General features: G+C 56.1%; 16 protein-coding genes. 5 read left to right on the forward strand and 11 right to left on the reverse strand.

Annotation, left to right across the window (positions count from 1 at the left end):
• The first annotated feature begins 386 nt into the window (after positions 1 to 386).
• Together HQN78_RS05190 and HQN78_RS05195 are read left to right on the forward strand one after the other, a co-directional pair.
• Positions 387 to 3,878: an AAA domain-containing protein gene (locus tag HQN78_RS05190; protein WP_235088384.1), complete on the forward strand. Its 3,492-nt coding sequence runs from the start codon at positions 387 to 389 to the stop codon at positions 3,876 to 3,878.
• 476 nt (positions 3,879 to 4,354) lie between these two features.
• A complete protein-coding gene (locus HQN78_RS05195; protein WP_235088386.1) occupies positions 4,355 to 5,599 on the forward strand; it encodes a peroxidase, FMP-type in 1,245 nt (414 codons plus the stop codon).
• A gap of 186 nt (positions 5,600 to 5,785) precedes the next feature.
• Here the strand turns inward: HQN78_RS05195 and HQN78_RS05200 are convergent, their stop codons facing one another.
• Both HQN78_RS05200 and HQN78_RS05205 read right to left on the reverse strand, forming a co-directional pair.
• Complete coding sequence (locus HQN78_RS05200; RefSeq protein WP_235088389.1) at positions 5,786 to 5,983, reverse strand: hypothetical protein; 198 nt, start codon at positions 5,981 to 5,983, stop codon at positions 5,786 to 5,788.
• A 3-nt stretch (positions 5,984 to 5,986) separates the two neighbouring features.
• The gene (locus HQN78_RS05205) at positions 5,987 to 6,445 is read right to left on the reverse strand and encodes a hypothetical protein (protein ID WP_235088391.1); all 459 of its coding nucleotides are present in this window, start codon (positions 6,443 to 6,445) and stop codon (positions 5,987 to 5,989) included.
• Positions 6,446 to 7,095: 650 nt separating this feature from the next.
• Between HQN78_RS05205 and HQN78_RS05210 the strand changes: the two genes are divergently transcribed.
• Positions 7,096 to 8,751 carry a hypothetical protein gene (locus HQN78_RS05210; RefSeq protein ID WP_235088393.1) on the forward strand — a complete coding sequence of 552 codons (1,656 nt, stop codon included), beginning with the start codon at positions 7,096 to 7,098 and terminating at the stop codon, positions 8,749 to 8,751.
• A 573-nt stretch (positions 8,752 to 9,324) separates the two neighbouring features.
• Here the strand turns inward: HQN78_RS05210 and HQN78_RS05215 are convergent.
• From HQN78_RS05215 to rluD, 8 genes are all read right to left on the reverse strand, one after another.
• Positions 9,325 to 10,401 carry an STAS-like domain-containing protein gene (locus HQN78_RS05215; protein ID WP_235088395.1) on the reverse strand — a complete coding sequence of 359 codons (1,077 nt, stop codon included), beginning with the start codon at positions 10,399 to 10,401 and terminating at the stop codon, positions 9,325 to 9,327.
• Between the two features lie 222 nt (positions 10,402 to 10,623).
• On the reverse strand, positions 10,624 to 11,703 hold the full coding sequence (locus HQN78_RS05220) for a ribonucleotide-diphosphate reductase subunit beta (RefSeq protein ID WP_048410338.1): 1,080 nt from the start codon (positions 11,701 to 11,703) through the stop codon (positions 10,624 to 10,626).
• A gap of 19 nt (positions 11,704 to 11,722) precedes the next feature.
• Positions 11,723 to 11,947: a hypothetical protein gene (locus HQN78_RS05225; RefSeq protein WP_227103441.1), complete on the reverse strand. Its 225-nt coding sequence runs from the start codon at positions 11,945 to 11,947 to the stop codon at positions 11,723 to 11,725.
• A 13-nt stretch (positions 11,948 to 11,960) separates the two neighbouring features.
• Positions 11,961 to 12,347: a hypothetical protein gene (locus HQN78_RS05230; RefSeq protein WP_019102819.1), complete on the reverse strand. Its 387-nt coding sequence runs from the start codon at positions 12,345 to 12,347 to the stop codon at positions 11,961 to 11,963.
• A 186-nt stretch (positions 12,348 to 12,533) separates the two neighbouring features.
• Positions 12,534 to 12,914, reverse strand: coding sequence for a hypothetical protein (locus HQN78_RS05235; RefSeq protein WP_107798793.1), 381 nt, complete (start codon positions 12,912 to 12,914; stop codon positions 12,534 to 12,536).
• Between the two features lie 248 nt (positions 12,915 to 13,162).
• A complete protein-coding gene (locus HQN78_RS05240; RefSeq protein WP_227103437.1) occupies positions 13,163 to 16,018 on the reverse strand; it encodes a ribonucleoside-diphosphate reductase subunit alpha in 2,856 nt (951 codons plus the stop codon).
• Positions 16,019 to 16,669: 651 nt separating this feature from the next.
• The gene (pgeF, locus tag HQN78_RS05245; protein ID WP_235088397.1) at positions 16,670 to 17,425 is read right to left on the reverse strand and encodes a peptidoglycan editing factor PgeF; all 756 of its coding nucleotides are present in this window, start codon (positions 17,423 to 17,425) and stop codon (positions 16,670 to 16,672) included.
• Complete coding sequence (gene rluD, locus HQN78_RS05250) at positions 17,415 to 18,518, reverse strand: 23S rRNA pseudouridine(1911/1915/1917) synthase RluD (protein WP_107798796.1); 1,104 nt, start codon at positions 18,516 to 18,518, stop codon at positions 17,415 to 17,417. Before rluD ends, pgeF begins: the two co-directional genes overlap by 11 nt.
• Here rluD and HQN78_RS05255 point away from each other — a divergent pair.
• On the forward strand, positions 18,517 to 19,308 hold the full coding sequence (locus HQN78_RS05255; protein WP_107798797.1) for an outer membrane protein assembly factor BamD: 792 nt from the start codon (positions 18,517 to 18,519) through the stop codon (positions 19,306 to 19,308). The two genes, rluD and HQN78_RS05255, sit on opposite strands and share 2 nt — an antisense overlap.
• A gap of 142 nt (positions 19,309 to 19,450) precedes the next feature.
• Positions 19,451 to 20,965, forward strand: a complete 1,515-nt coding sequence (locus HQN78_RS05260) for a hypothetical protein (protein ID WP_235088400.1) — start codon at positions 19,451 to 19,453, stop codon at positions 20,963 to 20,965.
• A gap of 60 nt (positions 20,966 to 21,025) precedes the next feature.
• Here the strand turns inward: HQN78_RS05260 and HQN78_RS05265 are convergent, their stop codons facing one another.
• Positions 21,026 to 21,364, reverse strand: a complete 339-nt coding sequence (locus HQN78_RS05265; RefSeq protein WP_019100167.1) for a P-II family nitrogen regulator — start codon at positions 21,362 to 21,364, stop codon at positions 21,026 to 21,028.
• Positions 21,365 to 21,476 lie beyond the last annotated feature (112 nt).

A 21,476-nucleotide genomic window follows, 5' to 3' on the forward strand; every position in this document is an offset into this window, starting at 1 on the left:
GCGGCCCGGCATATCCCATGGACGAGGCATACCCAGCGGAGTGCGGAGGGAAAGGCGTCATGACGGCCTCCTGGTCAACTTTGGCGCCGGCCGGGAGAGGCTTGACCCGGCGCGCGACAAGGTTGCAAGGCCGCGATCTACTACGGCAGCCGTCAAGCTTGGCCTCAAGAAGAGAGCGGCTTTTTGAAGGAAATGCTTAGGTAGACAGCAACGGGTTTGATATTAGTCGTGTGACATTGTTAGTTGTATGGAATATGCTTTTGGTTTTATGTGTTTTTGCAAAACCGTCGAGGACTCCATGCGCCAGAATTTCAGGTTTTGCTGGGTTTGAGGTATGTGGGAGAGGGCGCTTAGCTGTCCTCGTAGAGAATAAAGAGAATGGGAAGATGACTGACGTTTTGCAGAAGTACTTAAGCTATATTCACGCGTCTTTGGCCGATGCGGCTCGTTTGTCACCGGATTTACGCAGCGATGATGTCGTAGAGACTCAGGAGGAGCTGCTGCTGAGCGGCAGCATCGGCGAACACGCGACAAAAACGCTGTTCAGAAAAGTAAAAAGCCGTTCAAAGGGGACCGCGGATGACAGGTTATGGCCCATTCCCGTCCTGATCTGTCCAAGAGTTTTCAGCTTGCGCACTGAGCATGGGCGTGCGGATACGCGTCGGCCCGCCAGGGTTGCCCCAGTCATCATCTCGGCAAAGATTTGCCAAAATGGCGAGATCGTCGTCGACGACAAAGTCGAGTTCCCCGTTCTTGTCCCGCGAAATTTGCTTGAACCCACATCCTCCGAGGTGGTTATCGGCACCGTCGATGACGCTGATTCGGCCTATTCAAGATTGGCCCAGGCGAAAACCGATTGGAAGTCTCTGCTGGAGCAAGCTGATCAACTGCTGAATGCGTTGACGGGAAGCACTCTGGACGAGTTGGAGATTGACGCTTACGAGCCGCTCGATATCGCCGTGTTTATGCCGCGCGGAGCCGGCTCGGCAACTTTCTTTATCGAAGCCCTGGTTGACAGCTTACGGGGAGCGGATGCGCCGGAACTCCCGCTTCTGGAAAAGTTGGTACAAGCGGCTACGGACCGGGATTTACTGGATACTCGCGCGCAATGGAGCGCTTCCCGCTTACATGTTGGTCAGATGGAGCATCGATACGGTTTGGCCGATTCGCAGCGCGAGTCGCTAGCGCACCATCTGTCGAACCAGTCTTCACCTATTTTGGCGGTTGATGGCCCGCCCGGTACAGGCAAGACCACGCTGCTCCTCAGTGCGATCGCAAGCGCGTGGGTGTCCGCCGCGTTGGCTGATGCCGAACCACCGATTATTGTAGCGACGTCAACCAATAATCAGGCGGTACTCAATATCTTGCGAGCTTTCGCCGAAGTGGATGATGAGGGGACGTCGCCATTTGCCGGACGATGGCTGAGCGGCCTTGATAGCTATGGCATGTATCTCCCCGCAAAGTCGAAAGAGGCGAAAGAGAATTTTCCCGTTCATGCCATGAAAGGGATGGGCAAGGACGCCATTTATGAAGCCCAGGCCTATGAAACCGAAGAGGGCTTTGCAAGCGCGCTCGAAGTCTTTCTGGGGCACGCGCAGAAGGCCTTCCCCGGAGAGGCCTCGCTCTCGCTCGACCGGGTTCTCGTACTGCTGAAGGCAGAACTGACCGCTTGCACCGCTCAGGTCCAGGATGCCTTGCGGGCTATGGAGTTCCTGGCAGACGCGATACAGGGGCAAGCGTTGTGTGGCGAAGTGATTTTGTCTACGTTGACCGCTGCGGACGCGGAACTGAACAACCGTCAAATAGAGAGCGTTGCGGCGGAAAAGCGGATTGGAGACCTGAAGGCTTTGCGCGTGCAATGGATGACTCATTGCGCCAGCGAGCCATGGTGGATGAGCCTGCTGGCGGGCTTCCGCCTTCAGTCTCCACGGCTGCGGCGCGACGCCGCGTTTTGGGCGGAGCGGGAAATCAGTCACGGAGAGCTGGTAGGCAGTCGTTTCCGCGAACAGCGGCAGCGGCCGGAGACGGATGTGGTTTTGCTCAGCCTCTTAGCGGCTGAAGAAGTGGGTCTTGAGGGCGCTAAATACGAGGTTCAAGGCGCTAAAGCGGCCAGGGACAATTTGATGCGCGCGGTGGCGGCTCTCAGGAAGCTTGTGCCGGAATTGGGCGAGTTGACTGTCGAAACGATTCAAACCGCCTTGGATAAAGGCGCTCGCTACGATGCGTTCAAACTGGCCACCCATTATTGGGAGGCACGCTACCTTCTCGAGGTTGAGGGGCAATTGCGCGGCTCCACCGGCATGGGTGACAGCAAAGCGCCCGACAAATTGCTACGTCAATACCGGCGCTTGGCTAAGTTGTTTCCATGCTTTGTCACAACGCTTTATTCCTTGCCGAACCGTTTTACCGGATATAGCGGCGAACCTAAGCCGCTGTATGACGGCATCGATCTGCTCATCGTAGATGAGGCCGGCCAGGTGCCTTTGGAAATTGGCATGGTCTCCTTCGCATTGGCCAAGCAGGCACTCGTGGTGGGCGATGTCGACCAGATTAAGCCCATCTGGGCTATCCCGCAGCCCATCGATTTGGCGAATGCCTGGCGGCATGGCGTGATTCCCTCGATGTCCGAATCTACCTATTTTCATAAGTCTGGGTTGGATGTTTCCGCGAGCAGCCTGATGCGGCTGGCTCAGCGTGCGACGCCGTATTCGAAACATCCGGCGCGAGGCCGGGGCATGTTCCTCCAGGAGCACAGGCGATGTTGGTCTGAGATCATTACGATCTGCAATCGCCTGGCCTATGGCGGGCTACTACAGCCTTGCCGGGAGGAAGGGCCGCGGCGTATTACGCCGAGCGTAGGCTATGTCCACATTCCTGGTGTGGCATCGCGCAGCGGCACCAGCTTATTCAACCGGACAGAGGCGGCGGCCATCGCCAAATGGTTGGGACAGCGCAAAACACAAATTGAGGACGCGTACCAGGAGAGTGGCAAGTCGTTTGGCGAACTGGTTGCGGTGATCACGCCGTTCGCCGCCCAGGCGCGCACGGTGCGCCGTGCGCTGGAAAGCGAGCTAGGCAAGGACCACGGCATAACGGTTGGCACCGTTCATGCCCTGCAAGGTGCGGAGCGCAGGATAGTCGTGTTTTCGCCAACCTACGGTCTAGACACCGTGCCTGGAGAGGCCTTCTTTGACCTAGATCCGTCTATCTTGAACGTCGCGATATCCCGCGCGCAGGATGCTTTTCTGGTCTTCGGCAATATGCATCTTTTCCAACCTATCGGTGAGCATCCGTCCGCGATTGTAGGTAAAAGCCTGTTCAACGGCGGCGGCAACGAAATATCCGATGTGCCCGTTGAGTTATTGGTTCCTGGGTTCGACATGGCGCCAGCGGCGCTCATCCGGGATCTTGATGCGCATCGCTCAGTGTTGGCCGAAGCATTCGAAGCCGCCCGTAACCGGCTTGTCATCGTATCTCCCTTTCTCACCTCCGCAGCCATAGGGGCAGACCGGGTGCTGGAGAAGGTGAGTAAGGCCGTTGAGCGGGGTGTCAGCGTGACGGTTGTATCGGACCCGATGTTGAACCAGAGGGCCAAAGCCGAGTACGCGCAATGTATCGAGCGCTTGAAAGCGGCAGGCGCCAAGGTACGGGTTGCCCAGTCGCAAGGCGTGCACAGCAAGTTGGTGCTGGTTGATTACGCTTGGTTGGTGATCGGCTCGTTTAACTGGCTATCCGCAGTCCGCAATGACACAAGTGGTTATGCCCGATATGAATCATCCCTGCGTTACGACGGGAGCGAAGCATTCCAGATGATAGGGCGGACGCTTCGAGATCTTAAGGAAATCGTCAACAGCCCGGTGTCTATAGAACGCATCTAGTGTGCGCTGCGCCTCCTACACCCCGAGGCGTGCCGGTTCCAACAAAGGCACGCCAGGTCGCTCCCGTCGGTGGATGGAAGACGGCGGCTGTACCGCAATCGCCCGGGAGGGCGATATCACCTCCACTGTGCTTGGGTTTCGGTTCTACCATCCCCATGACCGCATTCTCTCCAAAGATGGTTTCTTAGAAAATTTCGCCTAACTTAGACGTTCTCTATTCATAATAAAATAATCAATAAAATTTGCCTTGACATTGTCATGTCTAGTGCTAGGATTTTTGTATGGTGGAATTTGGTTCATTTCATGGCTGGAGATTTGCAGAATATTTCAGCCACGCAAATACAAATTTTGCTAGAAACCCAGCTTTTCATTGGTGTGTTTTTATTTGTACAGCAAGTCCCGTAAAGCTGACACGGCTTTTATCGTCTTTTCGCTACACCGGCCTTTATCAAAATGAATGATCATGCGAGGTGTGTATGCCTGAAAACAATGTGGTTCAAACGCCAGCTCCGCCCTATCCGGAATATTCGGATAAAGTACTGGATCAGCCAGCTGATTATGGTGTGCTGAAGCAGCTGGAAGGCACATGGGTTAACTACAATCCGGATAAGACGAATCTGGGGTGGGGCTTGCATACCACCTGTATGCCGTCTCCAGGGACAAATTCTGAAACCATTTTCGGTATATTCCACTTCCTATGTGAAAACTATACCGAAGAACTCACGTTCTCCCTGGTGGATGGCGGGGTGCGGAATCGGGGCGGCACCAACGAGCAGTTTGCGGGCGCGGTGAAATACAATCAAAGCATACAGCGCGTCAGTGACGGCGTGGGCATTCACGAAGAAGATGGCATGTATTTGTGGATGAACCCGATGTACAACCATGCGGCTACTGAAGAATCCGTCATTTCTGATAACGGCTTCCCTGGGATTGCCATTGGCGCCGGCGCCAACGGGCCAAATTACGTGCCGCCTTATTCCATTGCGCGTAGCGGGACCATACCCCATGGCAGTGCGATGATGATCACCGGCGGATTTCAGGCGGACATTCCAGGCAAACCGGAATATCCCACCGGCACCGACTGTTGGACTCAGCCCTTTAGCAACTCGTGGCCAACGACTCCGCAGCCGCAAGACAATAATACGGTACCGGCTGCCGTTGCTGCCAACCCCGTGCCCCTGGCAGGCTCTCCGCTCGCCATTTCACCCAGCATGGGCGCAGCTCCCTTGTTGTCGGTTCAGGAGGGCACGCCGGCCGCGCCGCTTAATCTGGATGAACCCGCGCCGGCTTGGGCGTTTGACAAGTCATTGCCGGCCACCCAGCCGGACAGCAATCTGACTTATTTCCAACGGATTGTCGCTGACCCAAACTACCCGTATTCCGTACGCCCTGATTTGCGGTTGCGTGATGTGATCAAAGACCAGCGCATCAAAAAATACACGTTGATTCAGCTCAGCAGCAAACACAATGGCGGGCCGCAAGGCGGGATTTTAAATACCCCCTTTGTGAGCACCTTTGCCAATGTTACCGAGATGAATCTGAACTTGTGGATACAGACGGTGATAGACAGCGACGGCTGTGAGGTGTTGCAGCTTCAATATGAACAAGTGCTGTTTTTTGAGTTCATGTTCGGCTCCAATGGCCAGGTGACGCGCTGGCCGCATATCCAGGTCAATACTTTGAGAAAGAAGCCGACGGGTAGGTCGCATTTAAACTACTAGGACTCTTTTGACGAAAACACCGCTTCGCAATAGTGAAGCGGTGTTTCTTATTACACTGCGTGATTAGCCGACTAAGAGTGGCTAACAAAACTCAGTTTTACGGCTGAGGCAAGGCGCGCCGACGCAGAGAGCACATTGAGTACGGCAAGTCGGCGCAACGCAGCATCAGGGGTTTTGTGAGCCGCTCTAACTGCCTATGCGCTCCGCCAAACGCAACTGGCAGGCGGTGGCTAGCTTCACCAGTTCCGCCTTGCTGATCGGTATCTTGCCGGGTGGGGCGATCAGCTCTGCCAAGGCGCTAAGCGTGGAGACGCTGCTGTTCAAGCCGATCAGCCTGCCTTGCGGCCAGCGCTGCTTGTTGTTGGGTGCGTAATCCAGTGTCACCACCTAGCGTGAATGCAGCCATGGGCTGGGTTCGCGCAGCACGGCGTCCAACACCGTGCGGCTGACCTGTTGCGCCGCCTCCGCGGCGAGGGCGAGCGCCAGGTGCAGGGCTTCCGCCGTGCTTGGCGCGGCGGCCTGGTGCAGCAAGGCCGGGCGGGTTTCCTCCAGCCACCAGCGCCGCAGCCGCCGCGCGCCTGGCTTCTTGATGCGGCGGAACACCTCGCTCAGTTCGCCCTCGGACAGGCACAGCACCGGCTCCGCCTCATCCGCCAGGCAGAAGGATCGTCCCAGCGGCTCGCCCAAGGCTATCTGCAAATCCTTCACCTCCAGCTTCATGGACACAGCCACCTCCGCCGCGACAAACCAGAACCCCTCCGGTCGCCGCAGCACTCGCATCGCCAAACCCTTGGAGAAATCCAGCCGCAGTGGCGTCTTCATTTCCAGATTGATAGCGGTATTCATGGCCGAGCCTCCCCAGCGAAGCGCGCAAACCGCGCGGCCAAAAACGCATGGCGATACGCAGCGCGCAGGCACAACAAGGCATGTGATAGGCGGTGGGGAGAACAAGTAAGGGGAGGGGAGATAGAGACGACAAATATAAGACGAGCATCCATGGTCATGGACTCCTAGCGGTTTTGTCTAAAGCGCCCCCTGTTGAGAGGGGCGGCCGGGCACTTCAACACCGCCGCTAGACGGCCCACAGATTTCCCCCGTTGCCGGGGTATTGTATGGCTGCACGCTACCCGGCCATAAGCTTTGGACGTGCCAGGATAGTGGCACGACAGGAAACCTATGGACGCAAAAAAGCCACGACTTACGGGCGCGGGCTAACCGCTAGCGGAGGGTGTGTTGAGCACCAGCGTGCAATTTAACAGTGTGGCAGCTTGGGGTCAATGCATTGGGGTAAAATGAACCGGCCAGGATTTTCTATAAGAACCAAATTTGGTATTTCTAGTGGGTAGGTCAAGATCAGTATAAAATTTTAGCAGGAATGAAAAGATGTGACTTGCAGGTTATTAATTTCTTGTGGTATTAAATCTGAAATTGCTCTTGTCTGCTGGGCTTGGCCTGATCTTAATTCAAATTTGTTAATTTCTATCTGAAAGGGTGTCGTGAATAATTTGAAAAAAATAAAAACCATTGCAGAAAAATGCACAAGCATTGATGGATTTTTATTAAAAATAAAAAGAAAAAATCTGTGTTACGATATTGACGCACTATCAGACTGTCGATCATATCTTTGTGGGCGCTACGGTGCTGCTGGAGATGAAAAGCTTAATGAGCTTTTAAACGAAGTGCTATTTTTTAAGAGAGAGCGTGAGGCGCTTAAGGCTAGAATATCAAAGCTGAGTGCTTTCTCTAGCCCGGAAGAAGAGTTTGTTTATGCGTTAATGGTGTTGGAGTTTATTTCTAGGAGGAAAAATGTCGATGGGAATGTAGAGGATTCTGGTTTTGGCTTTGATGTAAAGATTAATACATCTTTCCAAGATGGGATTAATTATAGAGGCCTTGTTGATGAGGAGTTTGCTTTTGATTACTTTTTGCAGAATTACTCGGGCATTTTAAAGGAGTTGTGGATAAATGTTAAGAGTGATCTTCTATTTCCCAATGCTATGGATTGGGGGAAATTTAGAACAGCTTTTGAGTGTGCGACCCTAGCTTCTGATTGGGCTATTTTTAATGAATTTCAAAAGCTTTGGGAAATAAATGAAGTAACCATTACTGTTGATGGGGGGCAAGCTATTCTAAATGCGCAATCGAGTGGGGTGGTTGCTGCATTCAGGGTTTCCCTTGCAAGACTAAGGTTGAAAAGATTTTCTAGGGATGCTGATATTATAAGGAGGGTGTCCTCGTCGCATTCTAGGCTACTTAAAAGATGGGAGGAAAACACAGTAGTTTCATTTTATCATCTAGTTGAACAATTCTACTCGCGAGATCTTAAAGAAAATTATTTGGGCGTTGCTCTAAATGTATGGCTGAAATCTTATTCTCTCATCTTGCGATTGATAAATGAGAATAGTTTAAAAAAAGATTGTTTTGGATTGTTCTTTACAGTAAGTAAGACAGATTTGTTGAAGCTGCTAAGTAATGAAGGGATTGATAAGAGTGACTGTGAGTTTGTGGTGAGTTCTCTAACTTTTACAAACAAGTCAACAGATATATTGGACTGCCCGCTCATTTTAGTGTCTCCGGACCGCTATGCGATACTGAAATCGTGCGCCTCTGTGATTCATCCCGCATTTTCAATCGAGTCGCTATTAAGGTCAAAAGGTGCTGACTTTCAAAGTCAAGGAAATAAATTTCAAAACAATATTTTGAAATTCCTGCAAGGAAAAAATATTCCATGTGCAACGGTAAAGGTTAAGAATTTCGATTGTGATGTTGCATTTATTTTTGATGATGATCTCTACTTGTGTGAGTGTAAGTCTAAATTTCAACAGGAAAATGTAAAAGGATATCGAGAGTATTTGGAAGGCTTTTTGCTTGATACTGTAGCTCAGCATAAAAAAACTACTGATTTTTTCGTGGGTAATTTAAGTTACATTAGAAAAGAATTGAGTTTGGATGCTAACTGGAATCCAGTTAATATACACAAACTTATAGTAACCTCTGCCTTGCTTGGTCGATCTTTGAGAGTTAATGATTTTTATATTCTAGATGAGAAAACATTGAAAGATTTTTTTTCAAGAGCAAAAATGCGTAAAAAAAATGTAGTAACGGGGGCGATTATTGAAGAGTATTATGATGAGCGTTTGGAGGGGCTTTGACTTCTAAGGGTTTTTTTGATTATATAACTAATCCACCAATGATAGCCTTGATGCATCAGAATCTGTTGAAGAGAGAGATGGTTTCATGTCAGACCGGCATGAAATTCATATATCGTGATATTGAATGCTATGGAGAGGTTTTTAATGCTAAAGACGTATGAAGTCTTAATGGCCGTAATTGTGATTTGCTTTGATTGTTATTGAAATGAAGAGTTATTTATTTGTGAATTTAGTATTGATTTTGCAACGACCTTTCGGGGCGGGGTAATCTTCTGGCTAATTCTATTTTGGATGACAGCTGCAAAATATATGGTGATAGCGGTGCTAATACCTGTCTCCACGCGATGCAGAAAAACCATCATGATTGAAAGAGGGTAATCGCACAATCCCCTTGTTTTTTGGACGTAGTTGGTGTGTTAAACATCATAAACGAAATGGGTTGAAAATATAAGATAACGAGTTAAGAGTTTTTTTATTATGTGCTAGCTATTTTGGTGTGTAGCTATAATCTAATCAGTTACGTATTTTTCAATAACCGTTATTGATAATGTTGATATTGAAGGGGTGAGATATTTAGTGCATGTCTCTTTCTCGTTGGGTAAGTGAGCGCGAGATGATTTTTTTGTTTATTTCATCCATTCCAGATAGTTTGATTTTTTTAAAAAATGCTTCTTTTCCTATTTTTATAAGTAGCTTTCCTAGTATTTCGTCAGCAAAGCTGCTTGTAATTAATGGGGCTCCGCTGAAGTCAATATTTACTTTGTGCTCAGGGTGCATTTCCAAAAGATTGTAAATTTTCTTTTGTATTAGGCTTCCTGAGGCCCTGCTTCCAAATGACTTGGTGCAATCTATAATTTTTATTGTTAATAAATCGTTGAATTCGTCTTCATATATTGCCTCAATTCTCGATAGGGTCTCATGCACTTTTCCATCAAATTTTAGTGCATTTTCAAGAAGGCCTTTTTTTGAGAAATCGATTTCTGACGCAATTAAAGTTCCTTTGAAAGGTGCAGAAGTTGTTTCGGTTTCAACTTTGTCACCAACTGCTGTGAGTATGGCGTATCCTGATCTAATTTTTAACATGCCGCCACTATTAGGACATACTTTATGGCTTCCATATAGTCCGTTTCCTTGCCCAACGCTTTTATCCCTTGTTACTCCTTCTTTGATTGCTTCAGACAATGCGACTGCATCTGTCATTGAGGTGTGGAGACCTGATCGTAAACTATCCGGTATTCCAATCCCAATGTCGCATATAATCATTGAGATTTTCTTGTGGAATTTTCTAAGTTTTGATACTTGGACGAAACCAGATCCAGTTATTGAATGATTTAAGATATTGTCAGTCATTTCATTGGCGGCCCACTCAAAAGCTGCGAAATCACTTTTCTGAATGCCATCAATATGAGTTAAGATGACGTCAACAATTTTTGTGACTGCTGCATATTGTTCCTGATGATTGGAAAAATACGTTGCGGGTACTTGTGCGTAGCCTTCAAAATTTCTGTATTCATGTAGATGAGGAGAGATATAGTGTGCCCAATTTGTGTTAATAAAAAGCCTTCTCATTTTGAGGTTTGTTGGCAATTCAATGTCGAAACTTATATTATTTAATTGCCTTGCTTTTGTCATGGCGCAAAGAGCAAGCATAAATTCTGGCTCGGCAAGCGTGCATTTTTTGAAGTCGAGAGTTATATCAGTATGTCCTCGTTAATCGATAGCCGCATGCAGTGCAGCACTCATTTCACTAATATTATCGATGCAGACTTGATATGATGATGTTATGAGGTTGTTGGTTCTTTTGAATTTCATATTGTCTCTTTCATAAAATAAAAGCACGCTAAATTGCGTGCTTTTATTTTTTATGAGGAGTTAATCCCAGCTTAAAGCCCCGCCAGTCTGGTACTCAGTAACCCGCGTCTCAAAGAAGTTCTTCTCCTTCTTCAAGTCAATCATCTCGCTCATCCACGGGAAGGGGTTGTTCACGCCGGGGTAGAGCTGGTCCAGGCCAATCTGCTGCATGCGGCGGTTGGCGATGAAGCGCAGGTATTCCTTGAACATGCTGGCGTTCAGGCCCAGCACGCCGCGTGGCATGGTGTCTTCGGCGTAAGCGTATTCCAGTTCCACCGCGTGCTTGAACAGTTCGGTGATCTCGGCCTTGAAGCTTTCGGTCCAGATTTCCGGCTGTTCCAGCTTGATGGTGTTGATCAGGTCGATGCCAAAGTTGCAGTGCATGGACTCGTCGCGCAGGATGTATTGGTACTGTTCCGCGGCGCCGGTCATCTTGTTCTGGCGGCCCAGCGCCAGGATTTGCACAAAGCCCACGTAGAAGAACAGGCCTTCCATGATGCAGGCAAACACGATCAGGGATTTGAGCAGCTTCTGGTCGTTTTCCAGCGTGCCAGTCTTGAAGGCCGGGTCGCACAGTACGTCGATGAAGGGGATCAGGAATTCATCTTTGTCGCGGATGGATTTGATTTCGTTGTAGGCGTTGAAGACTTCGCCTTCGTCCAGGCCCAGGCTTTCCACGATGTATTGGTAGGCGTGGGTGTGGATGGCTTCGTCAAAGGCCTGGCGCAGCAGGAACTGGCGGCATTCCGGGCTGGTGATCTGGCGGTAGGTGCCCAGCACGATGTTGTTGGCGGCCAGGGAGTCCGCGGTCACGAAGAAGCCGAGGTTGCGCTTGACGATGCGCATTTCGTCTTCGGTCAGCTGGCCGGTTTTCCACTGTTCGATGTCGCGCTGCATGTTAACTTCTTGCGGCATCCAGTGGTTGGCGCATTGGGCCAGGTATTTTTCCCATGCCCATTTGTGTTTGAAGGGCACGAGCTGGTTGACGTCGGTGGTGCCGTTGATCACTTTTTTGTCCACCACGTTGACGCGGCCGGCGGCGTTGGCGCCCGCGGAGGGGGCGGCCGGTTTGGTTTCGATGGTGTCGTCAAAGTTCAGCATTAAGGGCTCCTGTCTGGATTTACTCCGCGTCCGGCGCGGTGATTTGGGGCGGCAGCGGCTGCTTGTCGCCAGCCAGGCTGGGGCTGAGCGGCAGGCTGCTTTTGCGCAGTATTTGTATCTGGCGCGGCGCGGCGGCGATTGCCGGCACCGGGTCCAGGTCCACGTGCAGGCTGCCCAGTTTGCGGTAGCCTGCGTCTTTGCCATTTTCGCCATGGCGGGCGATACAGAATGCGGTGGCGCTCATGAGCGGCGTCCTTTCAGAAGCGCAGCTGTTGGCTGAGGCGGTGGATCAGCTGGCGTTCGCTGCTTTCCTCCTGCTCCACCTGGCTGCCGCGCGGCTGCCGCAGCTTCAGCAGCTGGCGGTATTGCCGGTTGGCTTGTTCTATGTCTTGCTTGAGCAGCTCTATTTGCTGCTGCAGTTCTTCCGGCTGGCAGTACACCACCAGCGCGTCCGCTTCCACCCAGGCTTTGCGCCACACTTTCTGGCGCGGCAGGCGGCGGGCTTCGTTGAACAGGTCCTTCCATTCGCAGGGCGGGGCCTGGTTCAGCGTCAGGTACATATTGAACAGCACAAACTGCTTGTCGGGGTTGTGGGTTCTTTGTTCGCAAAACCCGTTGATCCGGATGTTTTCAAACGTTTGCATCTGACCTCCTGCTGAAGCCTGGCTTGTGGCGGCGGGGCCGTGGGCCTCGTCTTCCTGGAACCCGCTCAACACCCGCCGCGCTTGCTTGCTTGGTCTTGAGCTGTTTCCGTCCGCCCGCATCGCGGGCCGGCCGGCGTTTCCATCCCGAAGCCGCCTGAGGGCAAGCGGCTTGAGGCTGGGCACTACTTACTGCTGCGGCGCGTCCTGGTACTGGACCAGGCCGTAAATCTTCCACTGGCCGTCCACCCGTTTCAGGTGGTAGCCGGTGCAGTATTCCCAGGCCGGCTGGTCCTGGCGCTGCACAATCCAGCGCACGCGGGCGCTGGCGGCGTCTTCGCCAAAATTCAGCACGCTGTCCAGCTGGTGGCTGGCGCTGAGAAAGCCCTGGCTGCGGTACCACGCCAGCAAGGCAGTGGTGGTGTCGCGCAGCGATGCCATGTCTTCCCAGCTGCTCAGGTCTCCCTGGTGGATGGCGGTGAAGGGCACGGTGAAGTGCGCGGTCACTTGGGGCACATCCAGCTGGCTGTAGCCAACGGCGTAGCTGTTGAAAAATTCCTCTATGTTCATCCGGTTTCCCCTGGTTTTGTGTGTGTGCGGCTTCCCTTGCCCTTACGGTCTGGCGCGGGTTGTTGCTGCGTTCCCCATTGGCCAGCCGTCTGGACGGGCAGGCGGCTGGCCAATGGGTGGGGCGGCCGGATTACGGGGCCATGTCACAGCCGGCTGCGGGCAGGGGGCTGTGACATGGAGCCTGGCCGGGGCCAGGCTAGACCAGCCCCGAGGGGCCGGCCGTTCAAGCCAGGATGGCTGCTTCCGCCTTATTGGCAGCTCTCGCAATCCGGGTTGTCGATGCTGCAGAACTTGGCGTCGGTGGCCGGGGTGTTGTCCACCATGGCTTCCGGAGCCGCAGCCGCTTGGCTGTGGCTGTTGGACACCGCGTTCAGCTCGCCGCCGCGGCCGGTGGATTTCTCGGCGCTGGTGGCGGCCAGGGTGCGCAGGTAGTAGGTGGTTTTCAGGCCGCGCAACCAGGCGTGCTTGTACAGCTCGTCCAGTTTCTTGCCGGAAGCGCCCGCCATGTACAGGTTCAGGGACTGAGCCTGGTCGATCCACTTCTGGCGGCGGGAGGCCGCTTCCACCAGCCAGCGCGGGTCCAGTTCAAAGGCGGTGGCGTAGATGGCTTTCAGCTCGGCCGGCACGCGGTCGATCTGGCCCAGGCTGCCGTCAAAGTATTTGAGGTCGGCCACCATCACTTCGTCCCACAGGCCGGCGGCTTTCAGGTCGCGCACCAGGTATTCGTTGGTGACGGTGAATTCGCCGGACAGGTTGGATTTGACGAACAGGTTCTGGTAGGTCGGCTCAATGCTCGCCGATACGCCGATGATGTTGGCGATGGTGGCGGTGGGCGCGATGGCCAGGCAGTTGCTGTTGCGCATGCCGTGGGTTTTCACGCGTTCACGCAGCGCGTTCCAGTCCATGCGTTCGCTGCGGTCCACTTCCAGGAAGCCGCCGCGTTCGGCCGCCAGCAGGTTGATGCTGTCGTGCGGCAGGATGCCGCGGTCCCACAGGCTGCCCTTGTAGGACGGGTAGCGGCCGCGTTCTTCCGCCAGTTCGGTGGACGCCCAGTAAGCGTAGTAGGCCACCATTTCCATGGATTCGTCGGCAAACTCCACCGCGGCGTCGGAGCCGTAGGCCACGCGCTTCTGGTGCAGGCAGTCCTGGAAGCCCATGATGCCCATGCCCACCGGACGGTGTTTCAGGTTGGAGTTGCGCGCCTTCTTCACCGGGTAGAAGTTGATGTCGATCACGTTGTCCAGCATGCGCAGGGCGATGCGGATGGTGCGCTGCAGTTTTTCGGAGTCCAGGCCGCCGTCCGCCTTCAGGTGGGCGGACAGGTTGACGGAACCCAGGTTGCAGACCGCGATTTCGTCCTCATTGGTGTTGAGGGTGATCTCGGTGCAAAGGTTGGAGCTGTGCACCACGCCCATGTGCTGCTGCGGGCTGCGGATATTGCACGGGTCCTTGAAGGTCATCCACGGGTGGCCGGTTTCAAACAGCATGGTCAGCATCTTGCGCCACAGGGACAGCGCCGGGATGCGCTTGTACACCTTGAGCTCGCCGCGCTCGCCCATGGCTTCGTACTCTTTGTAGCGCTTCTCGAAGGCCGCGCCGTACAGGTCGTGCAGGTCCGGGGCTTCGGACGGGGACAGCAGGGCCCAGTCCGCGCCTTCCATCACGCGCTTCATGAACAGGTCCGGAATCCAGTTGGCGGTGTTCATGTCGTGGGTGCGGCGGCGGTCGTCGCCGGTGTTTTTGCGCAGCTCCAGGAATTCTTCAATGTCCGCGTGCCAGGTTTCCAGGTAGGCGCAGACGGCGCCTTTGCGCTTGCCGCCCTGGTTCACCGCCACGGCGGTGTCGTTGACCACTTTCAGGAACGGCACCACGCCTTGGGATTTGCCGTTGGTGCCCTTGATGTGGGAGCCCATGGCGCGCACGGAGGTCCAGTCATTGCCCAGGCCGCCGGCAAATTTGGACAGCAGGGCGTTTTCCTTGATGCCTTCGTAGATGCCGTCCAGGTCGTCGGCAATGGTGGTCAGGTAGCAGCTGGACAGCTGGCTGCGACGGGTGCCGGAGTTGAACAGGGTGGGGGTGGACGACATGAAGTCGAAGCTGGACAGCACGTTGTAGAACTCGATGGCGCGCTCTTCGCGGTTCACTTCGTTCAGCGCCAGGCCCATGGCCACGCGCATGTAGAAGGCTTGCGGCATTTCGATGCGGTTGCCGTCCACGTGCAGGAAGTAGCGGTCAAACAGGGTTTGCAGGCCCAGGTAGCCAAACTTCAGGTCGCGGTTGGCGTCCAGCGCGGCGCCCATTTTTTTCAGGTCGTATTCGCCCAGTTTTTCATCCAGCAGTTCGGCGTCGATGCCGTTCTTGATGAAGGTGGGGAAGTACAGCGCGTACTGCTTGGCCATTTCTTCCTGGCTGACGGCTTCGCCCAGGATTTCCAGGCGGATGTTGTTCAGCAGCAGGCGGGCGGTCACGTAATCGTAAGCCGGGTCCTGCTCAATCATGGAGCGGGCGGCCAGGATGGCGGATTTGTTGACTTCGTCTTCGCTGACGCCGTCGTAGATGTTCTTCAGGGTTTCGCTCAGGATGGCGTCGATATCGATGCCGGCCAGGTTCTGGCTGGCGGATTCGATGGTGGCGCGCAGGCGGGCGATGTCCAGCGGCAGCTTGCGGCCGTCTTTGCGCACCACATTGATCTGCACCTGGGTCAGCGCTTCGCCGCGGGCGGCGCGCTCTTGGGCGCGCTGTTCGCGGTACAGCACGTAGGCGCGGGCTACATCATGCTCGCCAAAGCGCATCAGAGACAGTTCCACTTGGTCCTGGATGTCTTCAATGTGGATGGCGCCGCCTTCCGGCTTGCGGCGCATCAGGGCGCTGGCCACTTGTTCGCTCAGCTGGGCGACTTTTTCGCGCAGGCTGGCGGAGGTGGCGCCTTGATGGCCCATGACGGCCAGGAAGGCTTTGGTCATGGCGATGGAGATCTTGACGGGCTCGAACGGCACCACCGCACCGTTGCGACGGATGGTTTTGTACTGGCTGAAATCGGCCTTGGGCGCGGCTGCGCGGCCGAGTTCTGCGGCGGTCTGCCCTTCAAAGGTGGTCAATTGCATGTAGCCCTCGATAAGGTGGGTGGTTGCGTCCTTCCGTTGCTGCGTTTCCCGAGGGGCAGGCCGGCTGTGGACAAATCTGTTGAAAAGCTGTGCGCGAGCTGTGGGTAAACACAATATGTATTGTTTGTAGCTCGCGGAACACCCAAATTCTAGTGTTGAGTATGGGGCAGTACAAGTCTTGACAGCGGAAGATTTAATGGCTGTTTTGGCGCGGACGAGGGGCGAAAGCCCGTGGTTGTTGGCTTTGCGGGGCCTGAGATTTTTTTTTGGCCGGCCGACACATTTCACTCTGTAGGCAGGAAACCTTGCTGAAACAAGCCGCAGCGGGGAGGGCGGCGCGGGCCACTAGATGTTGTGGATTTGCATCAGGGCGCGGATGGCGTCGCGCGGGCGGAAATTGGTGCGTAATTGGTGTGTTGGGTTTTTGGCCTGTCCGACCGCGCGGTCAATAAAAAGCCCCGCGCGTGGCGGGGCTGTGGGGAGGGTGGCTTAGAACCTGTTTACGATCTGCTGCGCGTCGGCGATACGGCGTTGAAACCGGATTCGAAATGCTCATGTACCGTATGTACACTCCGCTTTCTCAGCTGTTTTCGCCTTGTCTCGCTCTTGCTCGCGAGATCGTAAACACGCTCTTAGATCGTAAACAGGTTCTTACTCCAGCCAGATCAGGCTGGCCATGCGTCCGGTCTGGCCATCGCGGCGGTAGGAGAAGAAGCGCGCGCGGTCTATCACCGTGCATTCTTCGCCGCCGTAGATCTGTTCCACGCCGGCGGCATTCAGGCGCTGACGCGCCAGCGCGTAGATGTCGGCCAGGAATTTGCCGTCGCCGATATCGCTGAAGGCGGTCGCGGCGGCGGGGTCGCGTTCCATGAAGGCGGCGTGCACTTCCGCGCCCACTTCAAAGGCGTCCGGGCCGATGGCGGGACCCAGCCAGGCCATCAGCCGCGCCGGGCGTTCCTGGCAGGCGGCCACGGCGGCTTCTATCACGCCCTCGCACAAGCCGCGCCAGCCGGCGTGGGCGGCGGCCACCACCGTGCCTTCGCTATTGCACAGCAAGAGCGGCAGGCAGTCCGCGGTCATCACCGCGCACACCGCGCCGCTTTGGCGGCTGAAGCTGGCGTCGGCGTCCGGCGGCTGGGCGCCCACCTCGGCCGCGTTCAGCACTGTCACGCCGTGGACCTGGTTCAGCCAGGCCGGCTCCGCCGGCAGTTGCTGGCGCAGCAGCGCGCGGTTGGCGGCCACGGCGGCCGGGTCGTCGCCCACGTGCTGGCCCAGGTTCAGGCTGTGAAAGGGCGCGGCGCTGACGCCGCCGTTGCGGGTGGTGATCAGGGTGCGCACATTGGGCGGCGCCGGCCAGTCGGCCTCCAGCCAGTCCGGCGCTTGTTCGGCGGGACGTTCAGCGGACATAGATCACCTCCACGTCGCCGTCGTCTTCATCGTCCTCTTCGTCCCAGTCCTCGTCTTCCGGCTCGTCCTGCAATTGCGGCAGCGGCGCGGCGTCGGCGGTGTCGCCGTCTCCGCGCAGCACGTCCAGCAGGTGGCGCAGGTCGTCCGGCAGCGGGGCTTTCCAGTTGCGTTCTTCGCCGCTGGCCGGGTGCACCAGGGTCAGGGAGTAAGCGTGCAGCGCCTGGCGGCCCAGCGTCTTGACCACGGCGGCCACGCCTTCGTCCATCTTGTGGCGCAGGTTGCCGTAGACCGGATCGCCGGCCAGCGGGTGGTTGGCCTCGCGCATGTGCACGCGGATCTGGTGGGTGCGGCCGGTTTCCAGCTTGCATTCAATGTAGGAGTGACTGGCGAAGCGTTCCAGCACCCGTACATGGGTGATGGCCTGTTTGCCGCCAAACTTCAGCACGGCCATTTTCAGGCGGTTGTGCGGATCGCGGCCCATCTGGGTTTCTATGGTGCCGTCAAACGGCACGTTGCCGTCGGCGATGGCGCGGTAGATGCGCTTGACGGTGCGCGCCTGCAACTGGCGCACCAGCTCGGTCTGGGCCGGCAGCGTCTTGGCCACCACCATCAGGCCGCTCGTGTCCTTGTCTAGGCGGTGCACAATGCCGGCGCGCGGCACCTGGGCCAGCGCCGGACAATGGTGGAGCAGGCCGTTGAGCAGGGTGCCGCTCCAGTTGCCGGAGGCGGGGTGGACCACCAAACCGGCCGGTTTGTTGATCACCAGGATATGATCGTCTTCAAAGATGATGGGCAGGTCCATGGCTTCCGCCTGGAAGGCCATCTCCTCGTTGCTGCGCATCAGGGTGACGTCCAGCTTTTCGCCGCCCAGCACTTTGGTCTTGGGCGCGGCGGGCTTGCCGTCCAGCAGCACATGGCCGTCCTTGATCCATTGCGTCAGCCGGCTGCGCGAGTATTCCGGCATCAATTTCGCCAGCGCGGCGTCCAGCCGTTCGCCGCACAGCGACAGCGGAACATCAAGTTGTTGTGTAGCGGATACCTCGTTTTCCGAGATGTCGCTATAATCGTCCGGGTCAAAGTAAGGATCAGTCATGAAAAGATACGTTGTCGCTGCAATGTTGGTGATGGGGCTTGCCGGTTGTGCAACCACGGAAACCTACGATGAGACTCGCGGCTGGACCGTGGAAAAGCTGTATTCGGAAGCGCATGATGAGTTGAACAGCGGCAATTATACCCGCGCTGTCAAGCTCTACGAAACGCTGGAAGCGCGTTTCCCTTACGGGCGCTACGCCCAGCAGGCGCAGATGGACCTGGCTTACACCCATTACAAGGATAATGAGCCGGAGCAGGCCATCGCCTCCGCCGACCGTTTTATCAAGCTTCATCCCACCCATCCAAACCTGGACTACATCTATTATCTGAAAGGCTTGGTGTTTTACAACGATGATTCCGGGCTGCTGGCCAAATGGGCCGGTCAGGACATGAGCGAGCGCGATCCGCGCGCCGCGCGCGAGGCTTTCGCCGCCTTCCGCGAGCTGGTGACGCGCTTCCCCAACAGCATTTACAAGGAAGACGCCTCCAAGAAGATGGAGCGGCTGCTGGACGCGCTGGGCGGCAACGAGATGCACGTGGCCCGTTATTACATGAAGCGCGGCGCTTACCTGGCGGCGGCCAACCGCGCCCAGGGCGTGGTGAAGAGTTACGCCAACACCAAGTATCCGGAAGAGGCATTGGGCATCATGGTGGCGGCTTACGACAAGCTGTCCATGCCGCAGCTGCGCGACGACGCCAAGCGCGTGTTGGCGCTGAACTACCCCAATAGCGAATACCTGAAAGAAGGCTGGTCCATCGAGGACATGCCGTGGTGGAAGCTGTGGAAGTAAGCCGACCTTAAATGGTTTGAAAGCCCCCGGAATCCGGGGGCTTTTTGTTTGACGCCGCGCAGGCGCAGCGGGGCAAGGGTTTGAGGGCAATGCCTGCGGGATGATAAGGTTTCGCCCTTTAAGCTGATAATCATAATTAGCCATGTCCAAAACCTTCGCCTCCCTATTGGCGCTGGCCGTCTGGTGCGCGCCGCTTGCCGCCGCCGCAAAACCAGACTTCGTCCTATTGAAAGCGCGTTACCCGGAAAAGCTGTCCTACGACGGCTCGGCGCAATTGCTGAGCGCCGGCAGCGGCGAACTGAACGATTCCGCCATGGATTTGATCGACGCGCTCAAGCTGCGTTTTCCCTGGCATGAGCTGTGGGCGCTGCGTTCGGCCAATGGCCTGAGCTTGCGTCAGGGGCGCGCGGAGGCGGTCTTGCCTTTGCCCAAGGGCGGTTATTTCACCGCCAGCTATGTGGCGATGTCGCGAGACGGCCTGATCTTGGCTTTTGGAAGCGGCCAGGGCGGTAAGTTGGAGGCGGTGCGCTGGCGGCGCGGCGGAGCGCTGGAGACGCTGGTGCCAGCCGGCCAGGCCTGGCTGTCCGGCGTCACCGACATCAGCGCCGACGGCCGCACGGTGATTGGCTGGCTGCTGAGCGACGAAGGAGCCATGCCGCGCGGCTTCCAATGGGTGGAGGGCAAGGGCTTCAGCTTGTTGCCGGAGCCCATGAGCCTGCCGCTGGCGCTGAGCGCGGATGGGGCCGTAACGGCCGGCATCGCCCTGCGCGGCGATCTGGACACGCTGCGGCGGATGCGGCGCATGCAAGATTTCATGAATGAAAGCCCGCTGATGAGCGATGGCGCGGCGACTCAGCTGCATGTTTCCGGCGTCCATCTGGGGCGCGGCGATGTGGCCGGCTACTTCAAAAATGCCGACTCCGGCGTGTGGCACGGCTTTGTCTGGAATCCGGACGAGGGCAAGCCAAGCCGGCGCGAGCCCTTGCCGTGGCCGGCCGCGGCGGAAGGCAAGATGGATGGCGCGCAGCGCGACGCTCAGGTGTTGGCCTGGGCCGGCATGAGCGGCGCAGACGGGAAGATCTTCACGGAAAGCGACGCCGTGCGTTGGCGTGCGGGCGAGGGCGTCAGCGTGATCCGCGCCAAGTCGGTGTTGGAGGGCTTGTCCGCGGACGGGCGCACGGTTTTTGTGTCCTTTAACCGGGAAAACGACCATAGGCGCGCCTTCGTGCAAATCTCGCCGGAGGGCGAGGCGGATCTGGAGGCGGCGGTGCGCGCGGAAACCCGCAAGGAGAGCCTGGGGATGTTCTTGCGTTCGGTTTCCGAGGATGGCCGCCGCGTATGGCTGAGCGCGTCCGCTACGGACGGAGAACACCCGCTGCGCTTGGAAAACGGCAAGCTGGCGCCGTTCTCGCCGGTGATCGGCGATCTGACGCTGACCGCTTATAGTCAGGACGGCCGCGTGGTGGCGGGCATCTCCACCCAGCCGGAGCAGGGCGGCTACGCCACTTTGCGCTGGCGCTTTGGCGCGCCCAAGACGCAGCGCCTGTTCTGCCCGGGCGAGGAGAGGAGCAGCAGCCACATCGTCATGTCCAGGGACGGCAAGGTGGTGGCCGCGGGGCAGGATACGCATACCTGCCTGTTCGGGCCTTTGGATTAAATGACAAGGCCCCGCGGAAGCGGGGCTTTGGAGAACGGGTTCCGGCGCTTGCCGGTGGGCTTAAATCGCCTGTTCGTTGGTTTCGCCGGTGCGGATGCGCACCACTTGCTCCACCGGGGTGACGAAGATCTTGCCGTCGCCTATCTTGCCGGTGCGGGCGGTGGCGACGATGGTTTCGATGGCGCGCTCCACCAGGTCGTCCGGCAGGATCACTTCCACTTTCACCTTGGGTAAAAAGTCCACCACGTATTCGGCGCCGCGATAGAGCTCGGTATGGCCCTTCTGGCGGCCAAAGCCCTTGACCTCGGTGACGGTCAGGCCGTTGATGCCCAGCTCGGACAGGGCCTCGCGCACCTCGTCCAGTTTGAACGGCTTGATCACGGCTTCAACCTTTTTCATGCTGGAAGCTCCTTGCTGATGAGATGAAATGCTGTCTAAATGCGGATTATTTTATTAAGCGGCGGACATCCGGGCAATTAGCCGCTTAAAACAAACAGTGAATTGCTGTATT

The sequence above is a fragment of the Chromobacterium sp. Beijing genome, from assembly GCF_021496765.1.
GTDB lineage: Bacteria > Pseudomonadota > Gammaproteobacteria > Burkholderiales > Chromobacteriaceae > Chromobacterium.